Source organism: Streptomyces longisporoflavus, from assembly GCF_014649775.1.
Classification (GTDB): Bacteria; Actinomycetota; Actinomycetes; order Streptomycetales; family Streptomycetaceae; genus Streptomyces; species Streptomyces longisporoflavus.
In genome coordinates, this window is the sequence record NZ_BMTR01000004.1 from 149,016 (window position 1) to 168,269 (window position 19,254).

Below are 19,254 nucleotides of genomic sequence, written 5' to 3' on the forward strand. Positions count from 1 at the left end.
ACGGCAGACCGACCGAAACCGACCGAAGAGGTGGGCCACTGATGGACCTCGACTTCACCGCCGGGGAAGAGGAGTTCAGGCGGCGGGCACGCGACTGGCTCGCCGGGCATGTGCCCGCCCGGCCGCTGCCCTCGCTGGAGACCCGGCAGGGTTTCGCGGCCCACCGCGCCTGGGAGGGCGAGCTCGCGGCCGACCGCTGGTCGGTCGTCTCCTGGCCCGAGGAGTACGGCGGGCAGGGCGTCGACATCGTCAAGTGGCTGGTGTTCGAGGAGGAGTACTTCGCGGCGGGCGGCCCCGGCCGGGTCTCGCAGAACGGCATCAACCTCCTCGCGCCGACCCTCTTCGACTTCGGGACCGCCGAGCAGCGCGCGCGGGTGCTGCCCCCGATGGCGAGCGGCGAAGTGATCTGGGCGCAGGCCTGGTCCGAGCCGGATTCCGGCTCCGACCTGGCGTCACTGCGCTCCGCCGCGCGCCGCACGGAAGGCGGTTGGCTGATCAGCGGGCAGAAGACCTGGTCGTCGCGGGCCGCGTTCGCCGACCGCGCGTTCGGCCTGTTCCGCAGCGAGCCCGTCGTCGACTCCGCCAAACCGCACCGGGGCCTGACGTACCTGATGTTCCCGCTCGACGCGGACGGCGTGACCGTCCGCCCCATCGGGCGCCTGGACGGCAAGCCCGCCTTCGCCGAGCTCTTCCTCGACGACGTCTTCGTGCCGGACGAGGACGTGATCGGCGAGCCGGGCCAGGGCTGGCGGATCGCCATGTCGACGACGGGCGACGAACGCGGTCTGACGCTGCGCTCCCCCGGCCGTTTCGTCGCCGCGGCCGAGCGCCTGACGCGGCAGTGGCGCACACACGGCGACCCCGCGGACACCGCGCTGCGCGACCGCGTGGCCGACGCCGTGATCGGGGCACGCGCCTATCAGCTGTTCACCTGGGCCAACGCGTCGCGCTTCGCCGCGGGCGAGACGATCGGCGCGGAGTCGAGCCTGAACAAGGTCTTCTGGTCCGAGTACGACATCGCGCTGCACGAGACAGCGCTCGATCTGCTCGGAGCCGAGGGCGAGTTGGCGGACGGCGGCGAATGGGCGGAGGGGTACGTCTTCTCGCTCGCAGGACCGATCTACGCGGGCACCAACGAGATCCAGCGCGACATCATCGCCGAGCGGCTGCTCGGACTGCCGAAGGGACGCCGCTGATGAGGTTCCTCCTCGATGTCGAGCAGAGGGAGTTCGCGCGCTCGCTCGACGCAATGCTGTCGGCGGCCGACACTCCGGCGGTCGCGAGGGCGTGGGCCGCAGGCGACCACGCGCCGGGGCGTGCCGTATGGGGGCGCCTCGCGGATGCGGGCGTGTTCGCGCTGGCCGTTCCCGAGGAGTACGAGGGGGCGGGGCTGCTCCCCGTAGAGGTGGCCGTCGCCTTCGTGGAGCTGGGGCGGCATGCGGTGCCGGGCCCTGTGGTCGAGACGGTGGCGGCGGGTGCGCTGCTCGCCCGCCTCGCCGAACTGGGCGAGGCGGCCCCGGCCAAGCGGCTCCTCGCACCGCTGGCCACCGGGGAGACCCTCGCGACGCTCGCTCTCCCCGAAGGGGGGCCATTCGCGCTGGATGCGGACGTGGCGACAGTGCGGCTAACCGCCACGGACGGCGAACTGCGCCTGGCTGCCGGGCACGCGCGCGTGGAGCGTTCGCTGGACCCGGTGCGGCGCCTCGCCCGGCTCGGGCCCGGCGAACTCCTCGCCTCGGGCCCTTCGGTGGCCGGGGCATCGCGGTGCGCGGCCGACTGGGCCGCGCTCGCGACGGCCGCGCAGGCGCTGGGGGCCGGGCTCGCGTTGCTGGACAGGACGGTCGCGTACGTGAAACAACGCACCCAGTTCGGCACGCCGATCGGCGGCTTCCAGGCGGTCAAGCACCGCCTGGCGGACGTCCTGACAGGCCTGGAGTTCGCCCGGCCCCTGCTGTACGGGGCGGCGCTGACCCTGAGGACGGCAGACATCGCGGCGGCGAAAGCAGCGGCAGGCGAGGCCGCGTACGCCGCCGCGCGGGCGGCACTGCAACTCCACGGCGCGATCGGCTACACCGCGGAGAACGACCTGTCCCTGTGGCTGACGAAGGCCCGGGCGCTGCGAACTGCCTGGGGCAGTCCTGCGGAGTGCCGGCGGCTGGTGCTGGCAGGGGGTTTCGGGGGCGACTGACGCGCGCCGGAAGCCCCGCCCTGCCCCTCACGCTCACTCCCGACCCGGCCTTTCTCTCACCCATGTTCCCCGACCCCTGCCCTGCCCTGCCCCTCACGCGTACTCCCAACCCCCGTCCCCCACCTGCTCGCGGGCGATCCGGCGCCACTCCGGGGTGCCGCCCGTGAGCGGCCAGGCCCAGGTGGGGCGGCGGGCCGTGCGGAGTTGTCCGAGGCGGCGGGCCAAGGCCGGGCCCGCGAATTCGGCGCCGTCGGGGACGTGCGGGCCCTGCGCGGCGCGCAGTTCGGTGAACCTCGCCAGTTCTGCCTCGTACGTCCGCACGGCCCGTTCCGTGCCCGTGTCCACCTCGTCCTGCGGGGCGACCCGCCGCAGTTCCAGGACGGCCGGTTCCACGGACTCGGCGATCGCCGCTGCCAGCCGGGCGTGGCCGTCCAGGATCACGTGGCTGTCGAGCCCGCTCACCCACCAGAGCAGAACGGGCGGCAGCGTGCCGTCCCTCGCCTGCTTGCGGTACGCCTTGACCCGGGGGTCGGCCGCCTCCGGCATGGCCCGCAGCGGAAAGATCTCCCACGAGCCGTTGTGGATCCACCAGTCGATGTATCCGTCGGGGTCGCCCTCCACGAGCAGCGAGCGCCAGTACTCTCCGTGCGGCCACCCGCGGTGATTCGGCCGGAGGAGCAGCAGTGGGTCCGGAGCCAGCACCCAGCGCCCGTCATGCAGAGGGCTGTCGGGTGATGTGGTGAGTGCGGTCGCGAAACGGTGGGCCCAGCGCTGCGCCGAGCCCGCGTACTCGCGGGCCGTCTGCGCACGCAGAGGTGGCACAGGGGGTCGGTAGCGGCCGGTCCGGTAGAAGTCGACGCCCTGCCGGTTCGGGTCGACCGAGGCGAGGAGCAGCGGGTCCGCGGCGGCTCCCTGCGTCAGGAGCAGCCGGTGGTCCGCGGTCCGCAGGCACAGCCCGGGCCGCGGCCGGTCCCGTACCTCCAGGAGCAAGCCGTTCCAGGTGCCGCCGGATCGGGTGAGGTTCGTGCGTCGCGCTCCGTTGCGCGGACCGGACGCTCCCCCGGCGGATGTGCCCGCAGGAGACATGGACCAGTCACCTCCCTTGCTCCCCCGCCATGGAAACTGGATCGTACGTGCGAGTGCGCGTGCCGCGTCATCGCTGCGATGATCAAACACACCGACCAGGCCAGGAGAGCGGGCTGGCCAGGAGCGGGACTGGCCAGGAGAGCGAGAGGGGCAAGCACGTGCGCGTAATCGGGCTCATGTCGGGGACTTCGTACGACGCCATCGATGCCGCGGCGGCCGACCTGACGTTGGACGGCGACCGGCTGCTGCTCTCTCCGCTGGGTCTCATCACCAGGGGCTACGACGAGACGCTGCGGACGGCGCTCGGCGCCGCGCTGCCGCCCGCCGCCACCACGCTGGCGGACGTCTGCCGCCTCGACACCCGCATCGGCCAGGCCTTCGCCGCGGCGGCGGCCGAGGCGGACCGCGAACTGTGCGACGGACGCGCCGAGTTGGTGGCCTCGCACGGGCAGACGGTCTACCACTGGGTGGAGGACGGACAGGCGCACGGCACCCTGCAGATCGGGCAACCCGCGTGGATCGCCGAGCGGACGGGACTCCCGGTGGTCTCCGACTTCCGGCCACGCGACATCGCCGCGGGCGGCCAGGGCGCCCCTCTGGTCAGCATCGTCGACAGGATGTGGCTGCGCGGCAGGCCCGGCTCCCCCGCCGCGCTGAACCTCGGCGGCATCGCCAACATCACCGCCCCGGACGGCACCGCCTTCGACACGGGCCCGGCGAACGCCCTCATCGACGCCGCCGTACGCGAACTGACGCGCGGACGGCTCACGTACGACTCCGAGGGCGAGATGGCCGCGCGCGGCACGGTCGACGACGGGCTGCTCGCGAAACTGCTCGGCGAGCCGTACTACGCCAGGCCCGCACCGAAGACCACCGGCAAGGAGCTCTTCCATCTGCCCTATCTCCGGGCCGCGCTCACCGGGCACGAGGCCCTCGCCCCGCAGGATGTCGTCGCCACGCTGACCCGGCTCACCGCCCGCACGGTCGCCGACGCCGTCCGGACGGTCGGCGCCTCCGAGGTCATCGCATCCGGCGGCGGCACGCGCAACCCGACGCTGATGGCCTTCCTGCGGGCCGAGTTGGGGGACGGCATCCCGGTGCGCACCTCAGACGAGCTCGGACTGCCGTCCGCCGCGAAAGAGGCGTACGCCTTCGCGGTACTCGGCTTCCTGAGCGCACACGGACTGCCGGGGACGGTGCCGCAGAGCACGGGGGCCCGGCATGCGAGCGTGCTGGGGTCGATCACTCCGGGCCGGGCCGGAATCCAGGTGCCCGCCCCGGCGGGCGCCGGGCCGACGCGCCTGGTGGTGGACGGACTGGGGTGAACCCAGAACTCGCCTTGCGGGCGCGCCACTCGCCTTGCGGGCCCGCCAAATGAACCGGGACCTCCGTAGCCGTGCCGTAGTCGCCCAGTAGCCGCCCCCTCTCATCCCTCTTTCACCGAATGCTCATACCCTGGCGCCCATGACCCAGGTAACCCCTCCCGGCTGGTATCCCGACCCCGGCCAGACAAATGACGGTCCCCGTACCGAGCGCTGGTGGGACGGGAACGTATGGACGGACCAGGTCCGCGCGGTGGGTTCCGCCGCCGGGTGGGGCTCCGGTCCGACAACTCCGACGGCTCCGGCGCCCACGACGACTCCGGCGGCCCCGACGACTCCCCCCGCCTATCCGCCCACCGCTCCCATGGGCGTCCCCACGGGCGTCCCGGCCGGCGCCCCTGGCTCGTACCCGGGCGCGTATCCGGACTACCCCTCCTACCCGGGGCAGCCCACCGCCCCCAAGCGCGGCCTTCGTACCGGCATAGCCATCGGCGCCGCCCTCGTGGTCCTGGCCGGGATAGGCGGCGGCGTCTACTTCCTGACCTCCGACGACGACGGGGACGGTGACGGTGGCAGCGACAACGCCGCCAAGCCCCCGTCGTCCTCGGCCCCGGCGAAGCCCGGTGACCCGCAGGACCCCCAGAACCCGCAGGACCCCGAGCAGTCCCAGCCGCCCGGCGGCGGCCCCTCCGACATACCGGGCGGGGACGGCAAGTACGTCCCCGACAGGCTCAGCGGCCTCAGCCTCCCCGTACCGGACGACTGGACCGGGTCGAGCGGCGAGCAGGGCGGGGCGGCGGTCACCACGGGCCCCTACCCGTGCCCCGGGGAGACGGACAAGACCTGCTCCCGCGGCGGCGCGTACCTCGGGCTCGCCAAGGGCTTCGAGAACGACGAGAAGACGGCGGAGGCAGCCGCCAAGGCCGACATAGCCGCCAACGCCAAGGAGTCCTACGGCGGCAAGACGTACGGCAAGATCACCTCGCACAAGGAGCTGGAGTCCAAGGCGGTGACCGTCGCGGGGCAGAAGGGCTACCTCGTCCGCTGGAAGGCCGTCACCGAGAAGAGCGACGACGGCTATGTCCAGTCGCTGGCCTTCCCGTCCCCCGTCATGAAGTCCGAGCTCGTCATCGTCCGCTTCGGCATCGACGTCAACGACAAGTCACCGAAGCTGTCCGTGATGGACGAGATATCCAAGGGGATCAAGGTCGCGTCGGGCGGCGGAGGCGGTAACGGCAAGGAAGTCTGACGGAACCGCAAGGAGTCTGACGGAACCGCGAGCAGTCCGACGGGCCGCCCCGAGGACGGGCGCCGGCGGGATTCCGCCGAGGGCCGGAAACGTCGGAGCCGGGCGGGACGGAACCTCAGGGGTTCCGCCCGCCCGGCCCGGAGCGGCCACGCCACCCCCGTCCCCACGGTGCGACGCGGCGCAGGCAGATCGGGGCCCGTCATCCATGGGACCCCGGTCCACGATCAGGTGGGTCTGGTCAGACCCAGCGCGGGCAGTACGCACGCCTCCACGAAGTCGGACAGGTACTCCTCGTCCGCGGCCTTGCCCTCGAGCACCGGCCGGGCCCGGACCACGCCCATGAGCTGGGCCGTGATGAACTTCGTGGCCGGATGGTCCGCCGCGATCTCGCCCCGGGCCACTCCGCGCTCCACGAGGTCGTCGAGCGCCTTGGTCTCCGGCTCCACCAGCGCCTCGCGCAGCGCACTGCGCAGGTCCTCGTCCTGCAGCACCGCGTGGCTGAGCGCCTGCACGAGCATGCTGTCACGCGTCGACCACTCGCCCGCGGCCTTCGCCGCCTCGCGCAGATCCCCGGCGAGCGTGCCGGTGTCGATGCCCGCGAAACGCACGCAGCGGTTGGCCCGCAGTGCCGCAGCCACGAACTGGGGCTTCGTCTTCCACTGGCGGTAGAGCGTGGACTTGCTGCACCGGGTGGTCGCGGCCACGCCCTCCATGGTCACGGCGTCGTAACCGCACTCGCGGAGCTGGTCGAGGACCGCGTCGTAGAACTCCTGCTCACGCTCGGGCGTGATCTTGGAGCGGCGCGACGAGCCCACGGAGTCCGTTGCCCCTGCGTCCACTGCCGCTGTGTCCACTGCCTGGTCCGGTGCCTGCTCCGGCGACGTCATGACTCTTCTCCTCGGTGCGGCGGCTTCGACCGGCGCTATCGATACGCCAGTGTACCGGTACGGCTCCGTATCGGTACACTGGCGTATCGGTACACTGGCGTATCGATGAACGGAGCGCTCGCTCCCCCGCTCGATATCCGCACCACGCACCCGCACCACGCACTTCCACCTCGCACCACGCACTCCCACCACACACCCGCACCACCCAGTCGTCACGTAAAGGGGCCGGGGGATGAAATCCCGAACCGAGCCCGCAGAAAGGGAACCGGACATATCCGTCCGGGAGCCGGACACATCTGCCCGACCGCCCCTCGTCCGCGAGCTTCTCCTCGTCGTAGGACTCTTCCTCGTCTACAAACTCGGCAGGCAGCTGGCCAACGGCCACACCGGCGAGGCCTTCCGCAACGCCCACCACGTGTGGGACGCCGAGCGCACCCTGCGGCTGCCGGGCGAGGGAGCCGTACAGGACGTGCTGCTCGGCAGCGACACCCTCGTGCACATCGCGAACACCTACTACGCGACCGTGCACTTCCCGGCCACCGTCCTGTTCCTGGTCTGGCTCTATCTGCGCAGGCCCCGGCACTACGTATGGAGCAGGCGGGTGCTCGCCGCGCTGACCGCGGCGGCCCTCGTGCTGCACCTGACCTTCCCGCTCGCGCCGCCCCGGATGCTGCACGCGGCGGGGCTCGTGGACACCGGGCAGGTGTACGGGCCCAGTGTCTACGGCGCTGCCCCTCAGACGGACACGATGGCCAACCAGTTCGCCGCGATGCCGTCCCTGCACTTCGGCTGGGCGCTGATGATCGCCGTCGGGCTCATCGTCGCGACCTCGTCGCGCTGGCGGTGGCTGTGGCTGCTGCACCCGCTGATCACCCTGCTCGTGGTCGTCGGGACCGCCAACCACTACTGGCTCGACGCCATCGCGGTGACCGCGCTGCTCGGCATCGCGCTCGCCGTGATCAAGCTGCCGGACCCCGCGCGCTCCCGCGTCGTACGACGGCACGCTCCCGCACACCAGCTGGCCGCCCCGGGGGTACGACGATGAACTCCACGCTCCTCGCCGTCGCACTCTCCCTCGTGTCGGCCGCCGCGTACGCCTGTGCCGCCGTGGCCCAGGAACGTCTCGCGTCGCGTGTCAGCGGCAACGGCTTCCTGCGGCTGCTCGGCAGCGGCGCCTGGTGGTCGTCCGTGGGGCTCAACGCCTCCGCGGCGCTGCTGCACGTGGCGGCCCTGAAGTACGGTCCGCTCACCCTGGTCCAGCCGCTCGGCGCGCTCACCCTGGTCGCCGCCGTGCCGCTGGGCGCGCGGCTCGCGGGGCGCCGGGTCACGCGGCTGGAGTGGCGCGGTACGGGCCTGACGCTCATCGGCCTCGGCGCCCTGCTCCTCACCGCGTCCGGGCCCGCCCCCGAGGACACGCTGACCCTGACGGAGGCCCTCGCCGTCGCGGGCACCACGATGGCCGTCATCGGCGTGCTCTCCCGTCCGGGTACGCGGCCGGGGCTGCGGCACGCGACGGCTTCCGGGTTCGCGTCCGGTGTCGCGTCCGCGCTCACGCAGACCGTGACGGTCGCCGCGACGGACCGCTCGGGTCCGCTGCTCAGCCCGCAGGTGCTCGTCGTGGCGGTGCTCGTCGCCGCGTTCGCCGTGGGCGGCCTCGCCCTCTCCCAGACCGCGTACCGCGGGGGCCTGGGCGCCCCGCTGGCCGTCGTCACCCTGGCCAACCCGGTGGCCGCCGCGGCCATCGGCCTCGCGCTGCTCGGCGAGCGCCTGCAGGGAGGCGTGGCCGGCTTCTTCCTGGCGGCCGGGGGCGCGGCGATCGCGGCGTACGGCGTGGTGGTCCTCACCCGGTCGCCCGGGGACGAGGCGGACGTGAAGGTCCCTTCGGAGCTGTCTTCCGAGCTGTCTCCGGACCTGCCCTCGGGGCTGTCTCCGGAGGACTTCATGCCCTCCGTCCCCGGCCAACCGGAACCCGCCGCCCTACACCTCTCGGGCCGCTGAACGTGGGCGCCCCGTAAGGGAAACGGCATCGGCGGCGCCCCGGATTTGGGGCGCCGCCGATGCCGTTTCCGGGAGGAACAACCTCACCCGAAGCCGCGCGAGTCCTGCTTGAGCGCCGTGTCGACCGTCAGGGCCGTCGCCACCACGAGGCTCAGGAGCGGCTCGGGCAGCTGGTAGTGGATCTGCAGGACGTAGTTGTCCGCGGTGGTGAACATCGTCTTGGCGAGGCCTTCCCAGGTCTTCGTGATCCGGGCGACCTCGTTGTCCGCGTGGTCGACGATCGAGAAGTTCCAGGCGCGCCAGTTCTCGGCCTTGATCGCGCCGGCCTGCTGGCCGTTGACCATGATCGCGAAGTTGATCTTGCCGATCACGTTCTGCTGGACGATCTCGCCGATCGGCTGGCCGTCGGCCCGCTCGACGATGACCCGCGACTTCATGAACTTCCGCGGCCGGGTCAGCTGGAGCACCGGCTGGCCGTAAGCGTCGCGGATCTCGAGCTTGTGCGTCATGAACTGGTCGATGCTTGAGACGAAGCGCGCGACCTTCTTCAGCGTGCTCTGGCCGACCTGGACGACCGAGCCGAGCGTGTTGCCCGACTGGTCCATGACGCTGTACTCGTTGGTCAGCTCGATGAGCTTGGCCTTCTGGTTGACCACGAGGACCGGCTCGGTGAAGAGCGTGCCGCCGCCCTGGGCCGCGGTCGCGACGCCCGCCTGCTGCTGGACCTGCCGCTGCACCTTGGCCGGGTCGGCCTGCGGGGCCGCCTGCTGGGGGTGACCGTACGAGCCCTGCTGCGGGGCCTGCTGCTGACCGAACTGGCCCTGCTGCTGACCGAACTGGCCCTGCTGCTGGCCGAACTGCCCTTGCTGCTGGCCGTACGGGGCCTGCGCCTGCTGCTGGACCGCCTGCTGTTGGGCGGCCTGCTGCGGCTGAGCCGCCGGGACCTGCTGCGGGACCTGCTGGGCCTGCGCGGGCCGACCGCCGGCCTGCTGGCCGCCGGCCTGCTGGTCCGGGCTGGTGTGCTGGGTCCACTGGGAACCGTCCCACCAGCGCAGCAGCTGGGGTGCGCCCTGGGGGTCCGGATACCAGCCTGCAGGAGTGTTCGAATGCGTTGTCACCCGGGCACACTACCCCGATGGGTCGGGAGGTTCGCCAGCGTTTGGCGGGACCTGTGACGTCGGACTCACCGGTCACTCCTGCCGCAGACGCCGCACGGGCCGCGCCTACCAGCGGACCTCGATCCCCAACGGCCCCTCCGCCTCCCTCAGTTCCACCGCGCCGACCCGCCCGGCCGCCCGCACATCGGCCCCCGCGAGCTCGAAACGGTCAAGGCTCGCACGCGGCCCCGAGACGACCACCCCGGCCACCTCCGCCCGCATGGAGAGCCGCGCCCGGGACTTCGCGCCGCGGATCGCCGCGATGACCTCCGAGGCCGTCGTAAGGACCCCGGCATCCGCCCCGGCGGGACTCTCCGGGACGGGCCATGCCGCACGGTGGACCGACCCCGGCGCGTACCAGGACCACACCTCCTCCGTCACGAAGGGAAGGACCGGCGCGAGGAGGCGGAGCAGCGCGTCGAGCACGGTCCGCAGCGTCACGCGCGCCGACTCCGTTCCCGCTCCCTCGCCCTGGTTGCCGTACGCCCGCGCCTTGACCAGCTCCACGTAGTCGTCGCAGAAGCGCCAGAAGAACCGTTCCGTGCGCTCCAGGGCCCGCGCGTAGTCGAAGTCGTCGAAGGCCGCCGTCGCCTCCTCGACGGTCGCGGCCAGTTCGGCGAGCACCGCCCGGTCCAGCGGCTCGGTGACGGCGTCCTGGTCCGCGGGCCCGGCAGCACCCGCGAGGCTCAGCACGAATTTGCCGACGTTCAGGACCTTCATGGCCAGGCGGCGGCCGACCTTCATCTGCCCGACGTCGAACGCCGTGTCCGTGCCGGGCCGTCCGCTCGCCGCCCAGTAGCGGACCGCGTCCGAGCCGTGCTGTCGCAGGAGGTCCCCCGGCGTGACCGCGTTCGCCTTGGACTTCGACATCTTCTTGCGGTGGGGATCGAGGATCCAGCCGGAGATCGCGGCATGCCGCCACGGCAGCTCCCCCTGCTCGGCGTGCGCGCGCACCACCGTCGAGAACAGCCAGGTCCGGATGATCTCGTGGGCCTGCGGCCTGACGTCCATGGGGAAGACCCGCGCGAACAGGTCCGGGTCCGAGCGCCAGCCGCCCGCGATCTGCGGGGTGAGCGAGGAGGTGGCCCAGGTGTCCATGACGTCCGGGTCGCCCGTGAATCCGTGCGGCGCCCCGCGCCGGTCCTCCTCGTAGCCGGGCGGCGCCTCCGCGCTCGGGTCGACGGGCAGGGCGGACGCGTCCGGGACGATCGGCCGCTCGTGGTCCGGCTCGCCGTGGCCGTCCAGCGGGTACCAGACGGGGATCGGCACGCCGAAGAAGCGCTGCCGGCTGACCAGCCAGTCGCCGTTGAGGCCGCCGACCCAGTTCTCGTAGCGCACCCGCATGTGCGGCGGGTGCCAGATCAACTCGCCGCCGCGTGACATGAGTTCGTCCCGCAGCCGCTCGTCACGGCCGCCGTTGCGCAGGTACCACTGCCGGGTCGTGACGATCTCCAGGGGCCGCTCGCCCTTCTCGTAGAACTTCACGGCGTGCGTGACGGGCCGCGGCTCGCCCCGGAGTTCACCGCTCGCCCGCAGCAGCTCCACGACACGCTCCCGCGCGGTGTGTGCCGTGGCGCCCGCGAGCTTCGCGTACGCCGCGACGGCCGCCGGCGTCTCGATCCCGCTCGGCGGCTGCGCGAGGAAGCGCCCGTCCCAGCCGATCACCGGGCGCGTGGCGAGCCGCAGCTCACGCCACCAGGTGACGTCGGCCGTGTCACCGAACGTGCAGATCATCGCGATGCCCGTGCCCTTGTCCGGGACCGCGGCACGGTGGGCCACGACAGGCACCTTGACGCCGAAGAGCGGGGTGCGGACCGTCGCTCCGATCAGGTTCGTGTGGCGCTCGTCGTCGGGGTGGACGACCAGGGCGACGCAGGCCGGGAGCAGTTCGGGCCGGGTCGTGTCGATCTCGACCGGCGATCCGTCCGGGCCGTGGAAGGCGAGCCGGTGGTAGGCGCCGGGCCGCTCCCTGTCCTCCAGTTCCGCCTGCGCGACGGCCGTGCGGTAGGTGATGTCCCACAGCGTGGGCGCCTCGGCGATGTACGCCTCGCCACGCGCCAGGTTGCCCAGGAAGGCGAGCTGCGCGGTCGCGCGTGCTTCCGTGCCGATCGTGCGGTACGTGCGCGACCAGTCGACGGAGAGGCCGAGTGTCCTCCACAACTCCTCGAAGACCTTCTCGTCCTCGACGGTGAGGCGCTCGCACAACTCGATGAAGTTCCGCCTGGAGACGGGCAGTTGGCCCGTTCCTGATTCCGGTGGCTCGAAGGAAGGGTCGTACGGCAGTGCCGGATCGCACCGCACGCCGAAGTGGATCTGGACACGGCGTTCGGTCGGCAGGCCGTTGTCGTCCCAGCCCATCGGGTAGAAGACTTCCTTGCCGCGCATGCGCTGATAGCGGGCGACGGCGTCGGTGTGCGTGTACGAGAAGACATGGCCGACGTGCAGGGAGCCGCTGACCGTGGGCGGCGGGGTGTCGACGGAGAAGATCTCCTCACGCGTCTTCGACCGGTCGAAGGCGTATACGCCCGACTCGTCCCATCGCCTCGACCATTTCTCTTCGAGGCCGTCGAGAACGGGCTTCTCGGGAACGCCGTCCGCGCTCGCGCGACGGGGAGAGGAAGGGAGCGTCATGCCTGTGCATGCTAAGCGCGCGGGGAATTTGACGCCTTCCTGTTTCCGGCGGCAGGCTCGTGCGGATCTCGGAGAGGGCATGACAATGGAATCAGCACGCGCGTCCGCGGCACGGCAGGATCCGACGAGCCAGGTCGCGGGACCGTACATCGAGTCGAACCGGCCGCGGTCCGTCTTCGCTCCCTGGTGGATGCCGCCGCTGACAGGCGTCGTCGCGGGCGTGCTCGCCTACGTGTGCGCCGACGACACCCTCGTCCGTACGCTGCTCCCGCTCGCCGTCGCCTTCCTGTGCTGGCTGCTCGGCGCCGCCTGGCCGCGCCTGAGCGTGCGCACGGTCTGGCGGTTGAGCGGCGCGGGCCTTCAGCGGCTGCGCGGCGGCCGGGCCACGGCGACGTATCCCTTCTCTCGGGAGCGCCCCCTGCTGCTCAGCGCGATGGCCCTCGAAGTGCGCGCGCCCACCGACTACGGCTCGACGAAGGTCGGCAACCTCTGCGCGATGGGCCTGGAGGACATGGCCATCGCCATGTTCCCCTTCTGGGTCACCACCCGCCGGATCGGCGCCCCGCTGCGGCTCTTCGACGGGCCCGGCGAACCGGAGGGCAACGCGGCCGCGCGTGAGGCGGGCTTCTCCCGGCGCGAGGCGGCGCTGCTCGCGGCATCGGCCGAGGGACCGCTGCCCGCCCGGGCGGCCGGCCCGGTCGAGCTCTCCCGGCCCGAACCGGAGGTCCGGTCACGCAAGCTGGGCCGCCGGATCGGCTTCTGCGTCGTGGGGCTCGTCGGTCTCGGCGCGGTCCTCGTGCCGTCGGACGACAGCATCGAAGGGCGCGTGACCCTGATCGCGTCGCTCGCCACGATGGTCGTGGTGTGGGCCGCCGGTTCCTTCTACCGCGTCCTGCGCACCCCTCCGGCGCACTGGACCGTCAGCCCACAGGGCATCACCGCACGCGACCCGTGGTTCGGCACGACGGAGCTGCCCGCGTCCGCGATCGCCGGGATCGTGCCCACGGAACTGACCCGCGAGACGGGCGACGGCAAGGTCAGCGTCTCGCTCATCCTGCAGTTCTACGGCCACGACCTGGCGCTGATCGGCACTTCGTACTCGGGGGACATCCCGCCGGACGAGCTGCTCGCCGTGCTCCGCTCGCGCGGCTACCGCGTGATCCAGGACCAGCCGCGCAGCAACGCCTACGACGTGGACCCGAACTTCCTGCCGCACCGGATGCTGCCCGAGGCGCGCTTCACGCTCGGCGTCGACCACGTGGGCTGGGAGGGCGAGCACGGCGCGATCCGCATCCCGCGCACGGAGATCGGCGGCCTGGAACTGCACACCGTGTCCGGGCATCCGTGGCTGCGGCTGCGCGACACACGGGGCGGGGAACTGCTGCACGCACCGCTCGGCGCGCTGCGGATCTCGCGCACTGAACTGCGGGACCAAGCAAGGGCATTGGGCTACCCGGTGAGCGACCCGGAGCGGGACGCGTACGAGTCGGCGGCGTTCGCAGGCCTCTCGGCACCTCCGGCCCCGCCTGCGTCGCCCCACCCCGCGTACGCGCCGACCGCTCCCCCGGCACCGGCTGCGCCCGCCTCCGAGGTGACCGTGGGCATGCCGGGCGGCACCCGCAAGTGGTACTACATCACCGGTGTGGTCGCCGGAGTCATCGTCATGGGTGTGCTCGCCTTCAAGCTGCGCTATCTCTTCGACAGCGGCCTGAGCTGGGCGGCCTGGGGCGTCCCCGCGGGCGCCGCGGCCGGCGCGCTCGGCGGGTGGGTGTACGACCGGCGCCGCCCCGCGCTCGTGCTCGGCGGGCACGGCATCCGGATGGCGGCAGGCGGCGGCCAGGGCAAGGCGGAGTGGCAGCACGCGCGGGCGACGATCGGCGGGGTGGGCGTCGACGACCACGACGACAGCGTCGAGACGCTCCTCGTCTGGTCGCCGACCGGCCAGGTCATCCGCAAGGAGAGCCTGAACGTCCCCGACGCCGAGGAATTGCGGCTCGCCTGCGAGCGGACCGGGCTGCCGTGGGGGCGGCCGGACCTCGGCGCGTGGGGGCCGCCGCCGGAGCTGTAGTCCGGCGGCGGCCTCGTCACACGGTCAGGCGGAGATGATCGCCGGGTCACTGACCCCGGCCCGGCCGTTCTCCACGTGCCCGGCGAAGCGCCGCAAGAAGCCGGTGTCCGCGTCGGACTTCACCGTCACGTCGTACCAGCGCTTGCTCGCGCGCAGGTCGACGGTGTGCTCGACGGTGCTGCCCGCCTTCACCTTGAACGTCTGGGCGCCGCCGCCGTAGGCGTTGGACACGCTGAGGTTCACGTCGGCGCTGCCCGCGTTCCGCAGGGTCAGCCTGAGGTTGCCCGTCGTCTTGTCGTGGCGGGCGGTGACCTCGGGTCCCGCGGTCTTGCCGGGTCCCTTGAACACCCGCAGGAAACCGTTCGGGCCGAACACCGACAGGTCGTACGCGCCCTTCGAGTACGCCGTGTTCCAGGTGTCGGAGATCTGCTTGCCCGCCTCCGTCGTGTACGTCCAGGGGCCGTCCGTGCGGTTGCCGGAGCGGACGTGGAAGCAGGCGCCCGCCGCGTCACCGCCGCTGAAGGTGAGCGTGAACTTGCCGTCGGCGGGCACTGCCTTACCGTCCACCAGGGGGGCGTACGGCAGCGGGCGCGCGGGCCGGGAGCCGGACTCCTGCTTGGGCAGGTTCGCCTTCGCGGGCGCCTTGGGCACGTAGTCGGGGTGCCGCTCCTTGTCCGGCGGCTCGTAGGCGGAGGTGTCCGGCATCTCGTCGGGGTCCATGTCCCTGCCGCTGAAGTCGAACGCGGAGGTCAGGTCGCCGCAGATGGCGCGGCGCCACGGCGAGATGTTGGGCTCGCGCACGCCGAAGCGCTTCTCCATGAACCGGATGATCGAGGTGTGGTCGAAGACCTCGGAGTTCACGTAGCCGCCGGTGCTCCACGGCGAGACGACGACCATCGGGACGCGCTGCCCGAGCCCGTAGTGTCCGGCGGCGTACTGCGCGTTGCCCGGGAAGTAGTCGAGGGCCGTGTCGACGGTGGACTTGCCCTGATTGGCGTCCTTGGGGACGTACGGCGGGACGACGTGGTCGAAGTAGCCGTCGTTCTCGTCGTACGTGATGAACAGCGCCGTCTTGGCCCACACCTCGGGGTTGGAGGTGAGCGCGTCGAGGACCTGGGCGATGTACCAGGCGCCGTAGTTCACCGGCCAGTTCGGGTGCTCGCAGAACGCCTCGGGGGCGGCGATGTAGGAGACCTGCGGCAGTTTGCCGGCCTTCACGTCGGCCTTGAGAAGGTCGAAGTAGCCGTCGCCCGCCTTGACGTTCGTGCCGGTGCGGGCCTTGTCGTAGAGGGGGTCGCCGGGCTTGGCGTTGCGGTACTTGTTGAAGTAGAGCAGCGAGTTGTCGCCGTAGTTCCCACGGTAGGCGTCGTCTATCCAGCCCCAGTGCCCGTCCTTGTCCAGGCCGTCGCCGATGTCCTGGTAGACCTTCCAGGAGACCCCGGCCTGCTCAAGGCGCTCGGCGTACGTCGTCCAGTCGTAGCCCGCCTCCTGGTTGCCGAGGACGGGGCCGCCGCCCTTGCCGTCGTTGCCGACGTGCCCCGTCAGCATGTAGTAGCGGTTGGGGTCGGTGGCCCCCATGAACGAGCAGTGGTAGTCGTCGCAGACGGTGAACGCGTCGGCGAGTGCGTAGTGGAACGGGATGTCGTCACGCGTCAGGTACGCCATCGTCCGCTCGGACTTGGCGGCGATCCAGTTGTCGTACTTCCCGCCCGCGAAGGCGCTGTGGCCGCCGGCCCAGTCGTGGTCCAGGCCCGCGATGAACTGCATGCCCAGGTCTTCGGCGTCGGGGTGGAAGGGCAGCACTTCCTTGCCGCCGCCCGACTGGTTCCAGACGGGTTTCCCGCTGGGCAGGGTCACGGGGCGCGGGTCGCCGAAGCCGCGTACCCCCTTCATGGTCCCGAAGTAGTGGTCGAAGGAGCGGTTCTCCTGCATCAGGACGACGACGTGCTCGACGTCCTCGATGGAGCCGGAGCGGCGCTGTGCGGGCAGGGCGGCGGCGCGGGCGATGCTCTGGGAGAGCGTCGCGAAGGCTGCGGTGCCGCCGGCGAGTTGCATGAACCGGCGCCGATTGAGTTCTGGCATGAGTGTTTTCGACCTCGTGATGTGGTGTGGGGGACGTGAGCGGGTGCAGTGTGTCAAGGGGAGCAAGGATCAGGGAAGGGTCTGTGACCTGGACGTGAAGAGAAGTCCAACCCCTGGTGGGCAAGACACAAGCCCGAGCCTATGAGGCCTTAAGTCCTGAACTCGGCATATATGTTGCGCTGTGCCCGCCTTGCCCTTCCCGACCGCCGTCTCCGCTCTTGTCCCCGCACCCTCCGTTCAGCTCGTGAGGACGACCAGCTGCCGGGTCGCGCGGGTCATCGCGACATAGCGGTCGACCGCTCCCTCGATCCCTTCGCCGAAGTTGTCGGGGTCGATGAGGACGACCAGGTCGAACTCGAGCCCCTTCGCGAGCTCCGGGGTCAGCGACCGCACGCGCGGCGTCCCGGCGAAGGCGGGAGCACCGATGACACAGGCGATCCCGTCGGCGTTGGCGGCGAGCCACGTGTCGAGGATCGAGTCCAGCTCCGCCACCGGCCCGTGCACGACCGGAATGCCGCTGCTGCGGATGGACGTCGGGACGTTGGCGTCCGGCAGTGCGGCCCGGATGACCGGCTCCGCCTCTGTCATGACCTCTTCCGGCGTCCGGTAGTTGATGCTCAGGGACTCCACGCCGATGCGGTCGAGCCCGACCCGCTCCAGCCGCTCCTGCCACGACTCCGTGAAGCCGTGCCTGGCCTGGGCGCGGTCCCCGACGATGGTGAAGCTCCGCGACGGGCAGCGGAGGAGCAGCATCTGCCACTCCGCGTCGGTCAGCTCCTGCGCCTCGTCCACGACGATGTGCGCGAACGGCCCTGCCAGCCGGTCCGGGGCGGCCGGCGGCAGTTCGGACTCGTCGACCAGGCTGACCGCGGCGTCCTGACCGCGCAACATCGTCACCAGACCCTCACCGTCGTCACCGTCGGCGCCCGAGGCGGACGCGGCGTCGATCAGGTTGTCGACGACCTGCGCCATCTGCTCGCGCTGGGCGGCGAGGATGGCCTCGTGGCGTCGCTTCTGCCGGGCGGCCTCCGGGTCACCGAGCCGTCGGCGCGCCGCGTCGAGCAGCGGCAGATCGGAGACCGTCCAGGCCCGGGGCGCGTCCTTGCGCATGAGGGCGCGCACCTCGTCCGGGGTGAGCCAGGGCGCGCACATCCGCAGGTAGGCGGAGTTCGACCACAGGTCTCCCACGAGTTCCGCCGCTTCGAGCAGTGGCCACGCGCGGTGCAGGGTGGTGACCAGATCCTCGTCGTGCCGCAGCGACCTCTCGAAGAGCTCGCCGGGAACGTCGCCGTCGAGCTTGTCGAGGAGGATCGCGACGAGCTCCTCCCAGATCTGCTCGCGCGCCTCGTTGTGCGGGGTGCCGTGCCCCGCCGCCCCGAACGCCTCGGCCCAGTCGTCGGCGCTCAGCCAGACGTCGGCCCAGTCGGTAGAGACCTTCATCCCCTTGGCGGGCGGCTCCTCGTAGAACCCGACGGCCTTCTCGATCGCCCTGACCATGTCCGCGGACGACTTGAGGCGGGCCACCTCCGGGTCGGTCTCGGCCGGCGCGTCGGCTCCCTCTTCGACGAGGTCCTGGATGATGCAGGTCTGCACGCCCTCCTCTCCGAGGCTCGGCAGGACGTCGGCGACGTAGTTCAGATAGGGCCGGTGCGGGCCGACGAACAGGACGCCGCCCCTGCTGTGGCCCAAGCGCGGGTCGGAGTAGAGGAGGTAGGCGGAACGGTGCAGGGCCACGACGGTCTTGCCCGTACCCGGACCGCCGTCGACGACGAGGGCGCCCCGGGAGCCCGCCCGGATGATGGCGTCCTGGTCGGCCTGGATGGTGGAGAGCACGTCCCGCATCCGCGAGGACCGGTTGCCGCCCAGGCTGGCGATGAACGCGGACTGGTCGTCGAGCGCGGCGTGCCCTTCGAGCCCGTCGGCGGTGAACACCTCGTCCCAGTAGTCGCTGATACGGCCGCGGGTCCAGCGGTATCTGCGGCGGCTCGCCAGGCCCATCGGGTCGGCGTGGGTCGCCGCGAAGAACGGCTCGGCCGCCGGGGCGCGCCAGTCGAGCAGCAGCCGGCGCCCCTCGCTGTCGGTGAGACCGAGCCGTCCGATGTACACGGGCTCGGGGTCGTCCTCGGTGACGATGTGCCCGAGGCACAGGTCGAGGCCGAAGCGGCTCAGGGCGCGCAGGCGGCCGGTCAGGCGGTGGATCTCCAGGTCCCGGTCCATCGCCTCGCGGCCGATGCCGCCGGGTGCCTTGCGCCGGACGTCGAGGCGCTCCGAGACCTCGGCGATCGTCTGCTCGAGGCTCTGTGCGATGGCCGCGAAGTGCTTCTCGTCGTGGGCGATCAGTGTCGGGTCGGCCTTGGCGGCGAGGTTGGCGGGAAGGTCGAACGCAGAGAGCAACGCAGGCACGTGGTGGATCTCCTGTTTCCGCAGGCAGTGGCTTCGGCCTGCGATTGTGCGGCAAGACCGGGGCCTTGCCGCAAGGCCCCCCGTGCGCTATAAGTTAAGAGTGGCAAGGAGTGGGAACACCTCCTTGCCTCTTCTTTTTCTCCTCCGGGCTTCTCCTCCGAGGTTCTCTTCCGGCCTTCTCTT

At 71.6% G+C, this 19,254-nt stretch carries 13 protein-coding genes; 7 read left to right on the forward strand and 6 right to left on the reverse strand.

What is annotated here, in order from left to right; translation table 11 throughout:
* The first annotated feature begins 41 nt into the window (after nt 1–41).
* Entirely contained in the window at nt 42–1,196 is a 1,155-nt protein-coding gene (locus IE226_RS09825; protein WP_190080691.1) for an acyl-CoA dehydrogenase family protein, read from the forward strand.
* Nucleotides 1,196–2,188, forward strand: a complete 993-nt coding sequence (locus IE226_RS09830) for an acyl-CoA dehydrogenase family protein (protein ID WP_190080692.1) — start codon at nt 1,196–1,198, stop codon at nt 2,186–2,188. The genes IE226_RS09825 and IE226_RS09830 overlap by 1 nt, the downstream gene beginning before the upstream one ends.
* Nucleotides 2,189–2,281: 93 nt before the next feature.
* On the opposite strand, the gene IE226_RS09835 is transcribed toward IE226_RS09830, so the two are convergent.
* Complete coding sequence (locus IE226_RS09835; protein ID WP_190080693.1) at nt 2,282–3,274, reverse strand: hypothetical protein; 993 nt, start codon at nt 3,272–3,274, stop codon at nt 2,282–2,284.
* A 158-nt stretch (nt 3,275–3,432) separates the two neighbouring features.
* On the opposite strand from IE226_RS09835, the gene IE226_RS09840 reads away from it, so the two are divergent.
* Together IE226_RS09840 and IE226_RS09845 are read left to right on the forward strand one after the other, a co-directional pair.
* Nucleotides 3,433–4,599 (forward strand): anhydro-N-acetylmuramic acid kinase, encoded by a 1,167-nt coding sequence (locus tag IE226_RS09840; protein ID WP_190080694.1) that lies wholly within the window; start codon nt 3,433–3,435, stop codon nt 4,597–4,599.
* Between the two features lie 139 nt (nt 4,600–4,738).
* A complete protein-coding gene (locus IE226_RS09845) occupies nt 4,739–5,845 on the forward strand; it encodes a DUF2510 domain-containing protein (RefSeq protein WP_190080695.1) in 1,107 nt (368 codons plus the stop codon).
* Between the two features lie 224 nt (nt 5,846–6,069).
* Here IE226_RS09845 and IE226_RS09850 read toward each other — a convergent pair whose 3' ends face one another.
* Nucleotides 6,070–6,732: a TetR/AcrR family transcriptional regulator gene (locus IE226_RS09850; protein ID WP_190080696.1), complete on the reverse strand. Its 663-nt coding sequence runs from the start codon at nt 6,730–6,732 to the stop codon at nt 6,070–6,072.
* Nucleotides 6,733–6,964: 232 nt separating this feature from the next.
* Here IE226_RS09850 and IE226_RS09855 point away from each other — a divergent pair, with 232 nt between their 5' ends.
* Both IE226_RS09855 and IE226_RS09860 read left to right on the forward strand, forming a co-directional pair.
* Nucleotides 6,965–7,777: a phosphatase PAP2 family protein gene (locus IE226_RS09855; protein ID WP_190080697.1), complete on the forward strand. Its 813-nt coding sequence runs from the start codon at nt 6,965–6,967 to the stop codon at nt 7,775–7,777.
* The gene (locus IE226_RS09860; RefSeq protein ID WP_190080698.1) at nt 7,774–8,730 is read left to right on the forward strand and encodes a DMT family transporter; all 957 of its coding nucleotides are present in this window, start codon (nt 7,774–7,776) and stop codon (nt 8,728–8,730) included. Before IE226_RS09855 ends, IE226_RS09860 begins: the two co-directional genes overlap by 4 nt.
* 83 nt (nt 8,731–8,813) lie before the next feature.
* On the opposite strand, the gene IE226_RS09865 is transcribed toward IE226_RS09860, so the two are convergent.
* Both IE226_RS09865 and valS read right to left on the reverse strand, forming a co-directional pair.
* Entirely contained in the window at nt 8,814–9,848 is a 1,035-nt protein-coding gene (locus IE226_RS09865; RefSeq protein ID WP_190080699.1) for an LURP-one-related family protein, read from the reverse strand.
* A gap of 105 nt (nt 9,849–9,953) precedes the next feature.
* Nucleotides 9,954–12,518 carry a valine--tRNA ligase gene (gene valS, locus IE226_RS09870; RefSeq protein WP_190080700.1) on the reverse strand — a complete coding sequence of 855 codons (2,565 nt, stop codon included), beginning with the start codon at nt 12,516–12,518 and terminating at the stop codon, nt 9,954–9,956.
* 79 nt (nt 12,519–12,597) lie between these two features.
* Here valS and IE226_RS09875 point away from each other — a divergent pair, with 79 nt between their 5' ends.
* Entirely contained in the window at nt 12,598–14,586 is a 1,989-nt protein-coding gene (locus tag IE226_RS09875) for a hypothetical protein (protein WP_190080701.1), read from the forward strand.
* Nucleotides 14,587–14,610: 24 nt separating this feature from the next.
* Here the strand turns inward: IE226_RS09875 and IE226_RS09880 are convergent, their stop codons facing one another.
* Both IE226_RS09880 and helR read right to left on the reverse strand, forming a co-directional pair.
* Nucleotides 14,611–16,668, reverse strand: coding sequence for a phosphocholine-specific phospholipase C (locus tag IE226_RS09880; RefSeq protein ID WP_190080702.1), 2,058 nt, complete (start codon nt 16,666–16,668; stop codon nt 14,611–14,613).
* Between the two features lie 237 nt (nt 16,669–16,905).
* Nucleotides 16,906–19,071: an RNA polymerase recycling motor ATPase HelR gene (gene helR, locus IE226_RS09885; RefSeq protein ID WP_190080703.1), complete on the reverse strand. Its 2,166-nt coding sequence runs from the start codon at nt 19,069–19,071 to the stop codon at nt 16,906–16,908.
* Nucleotides 19,072–19,254: the final 183 nt, after the last annotated feature.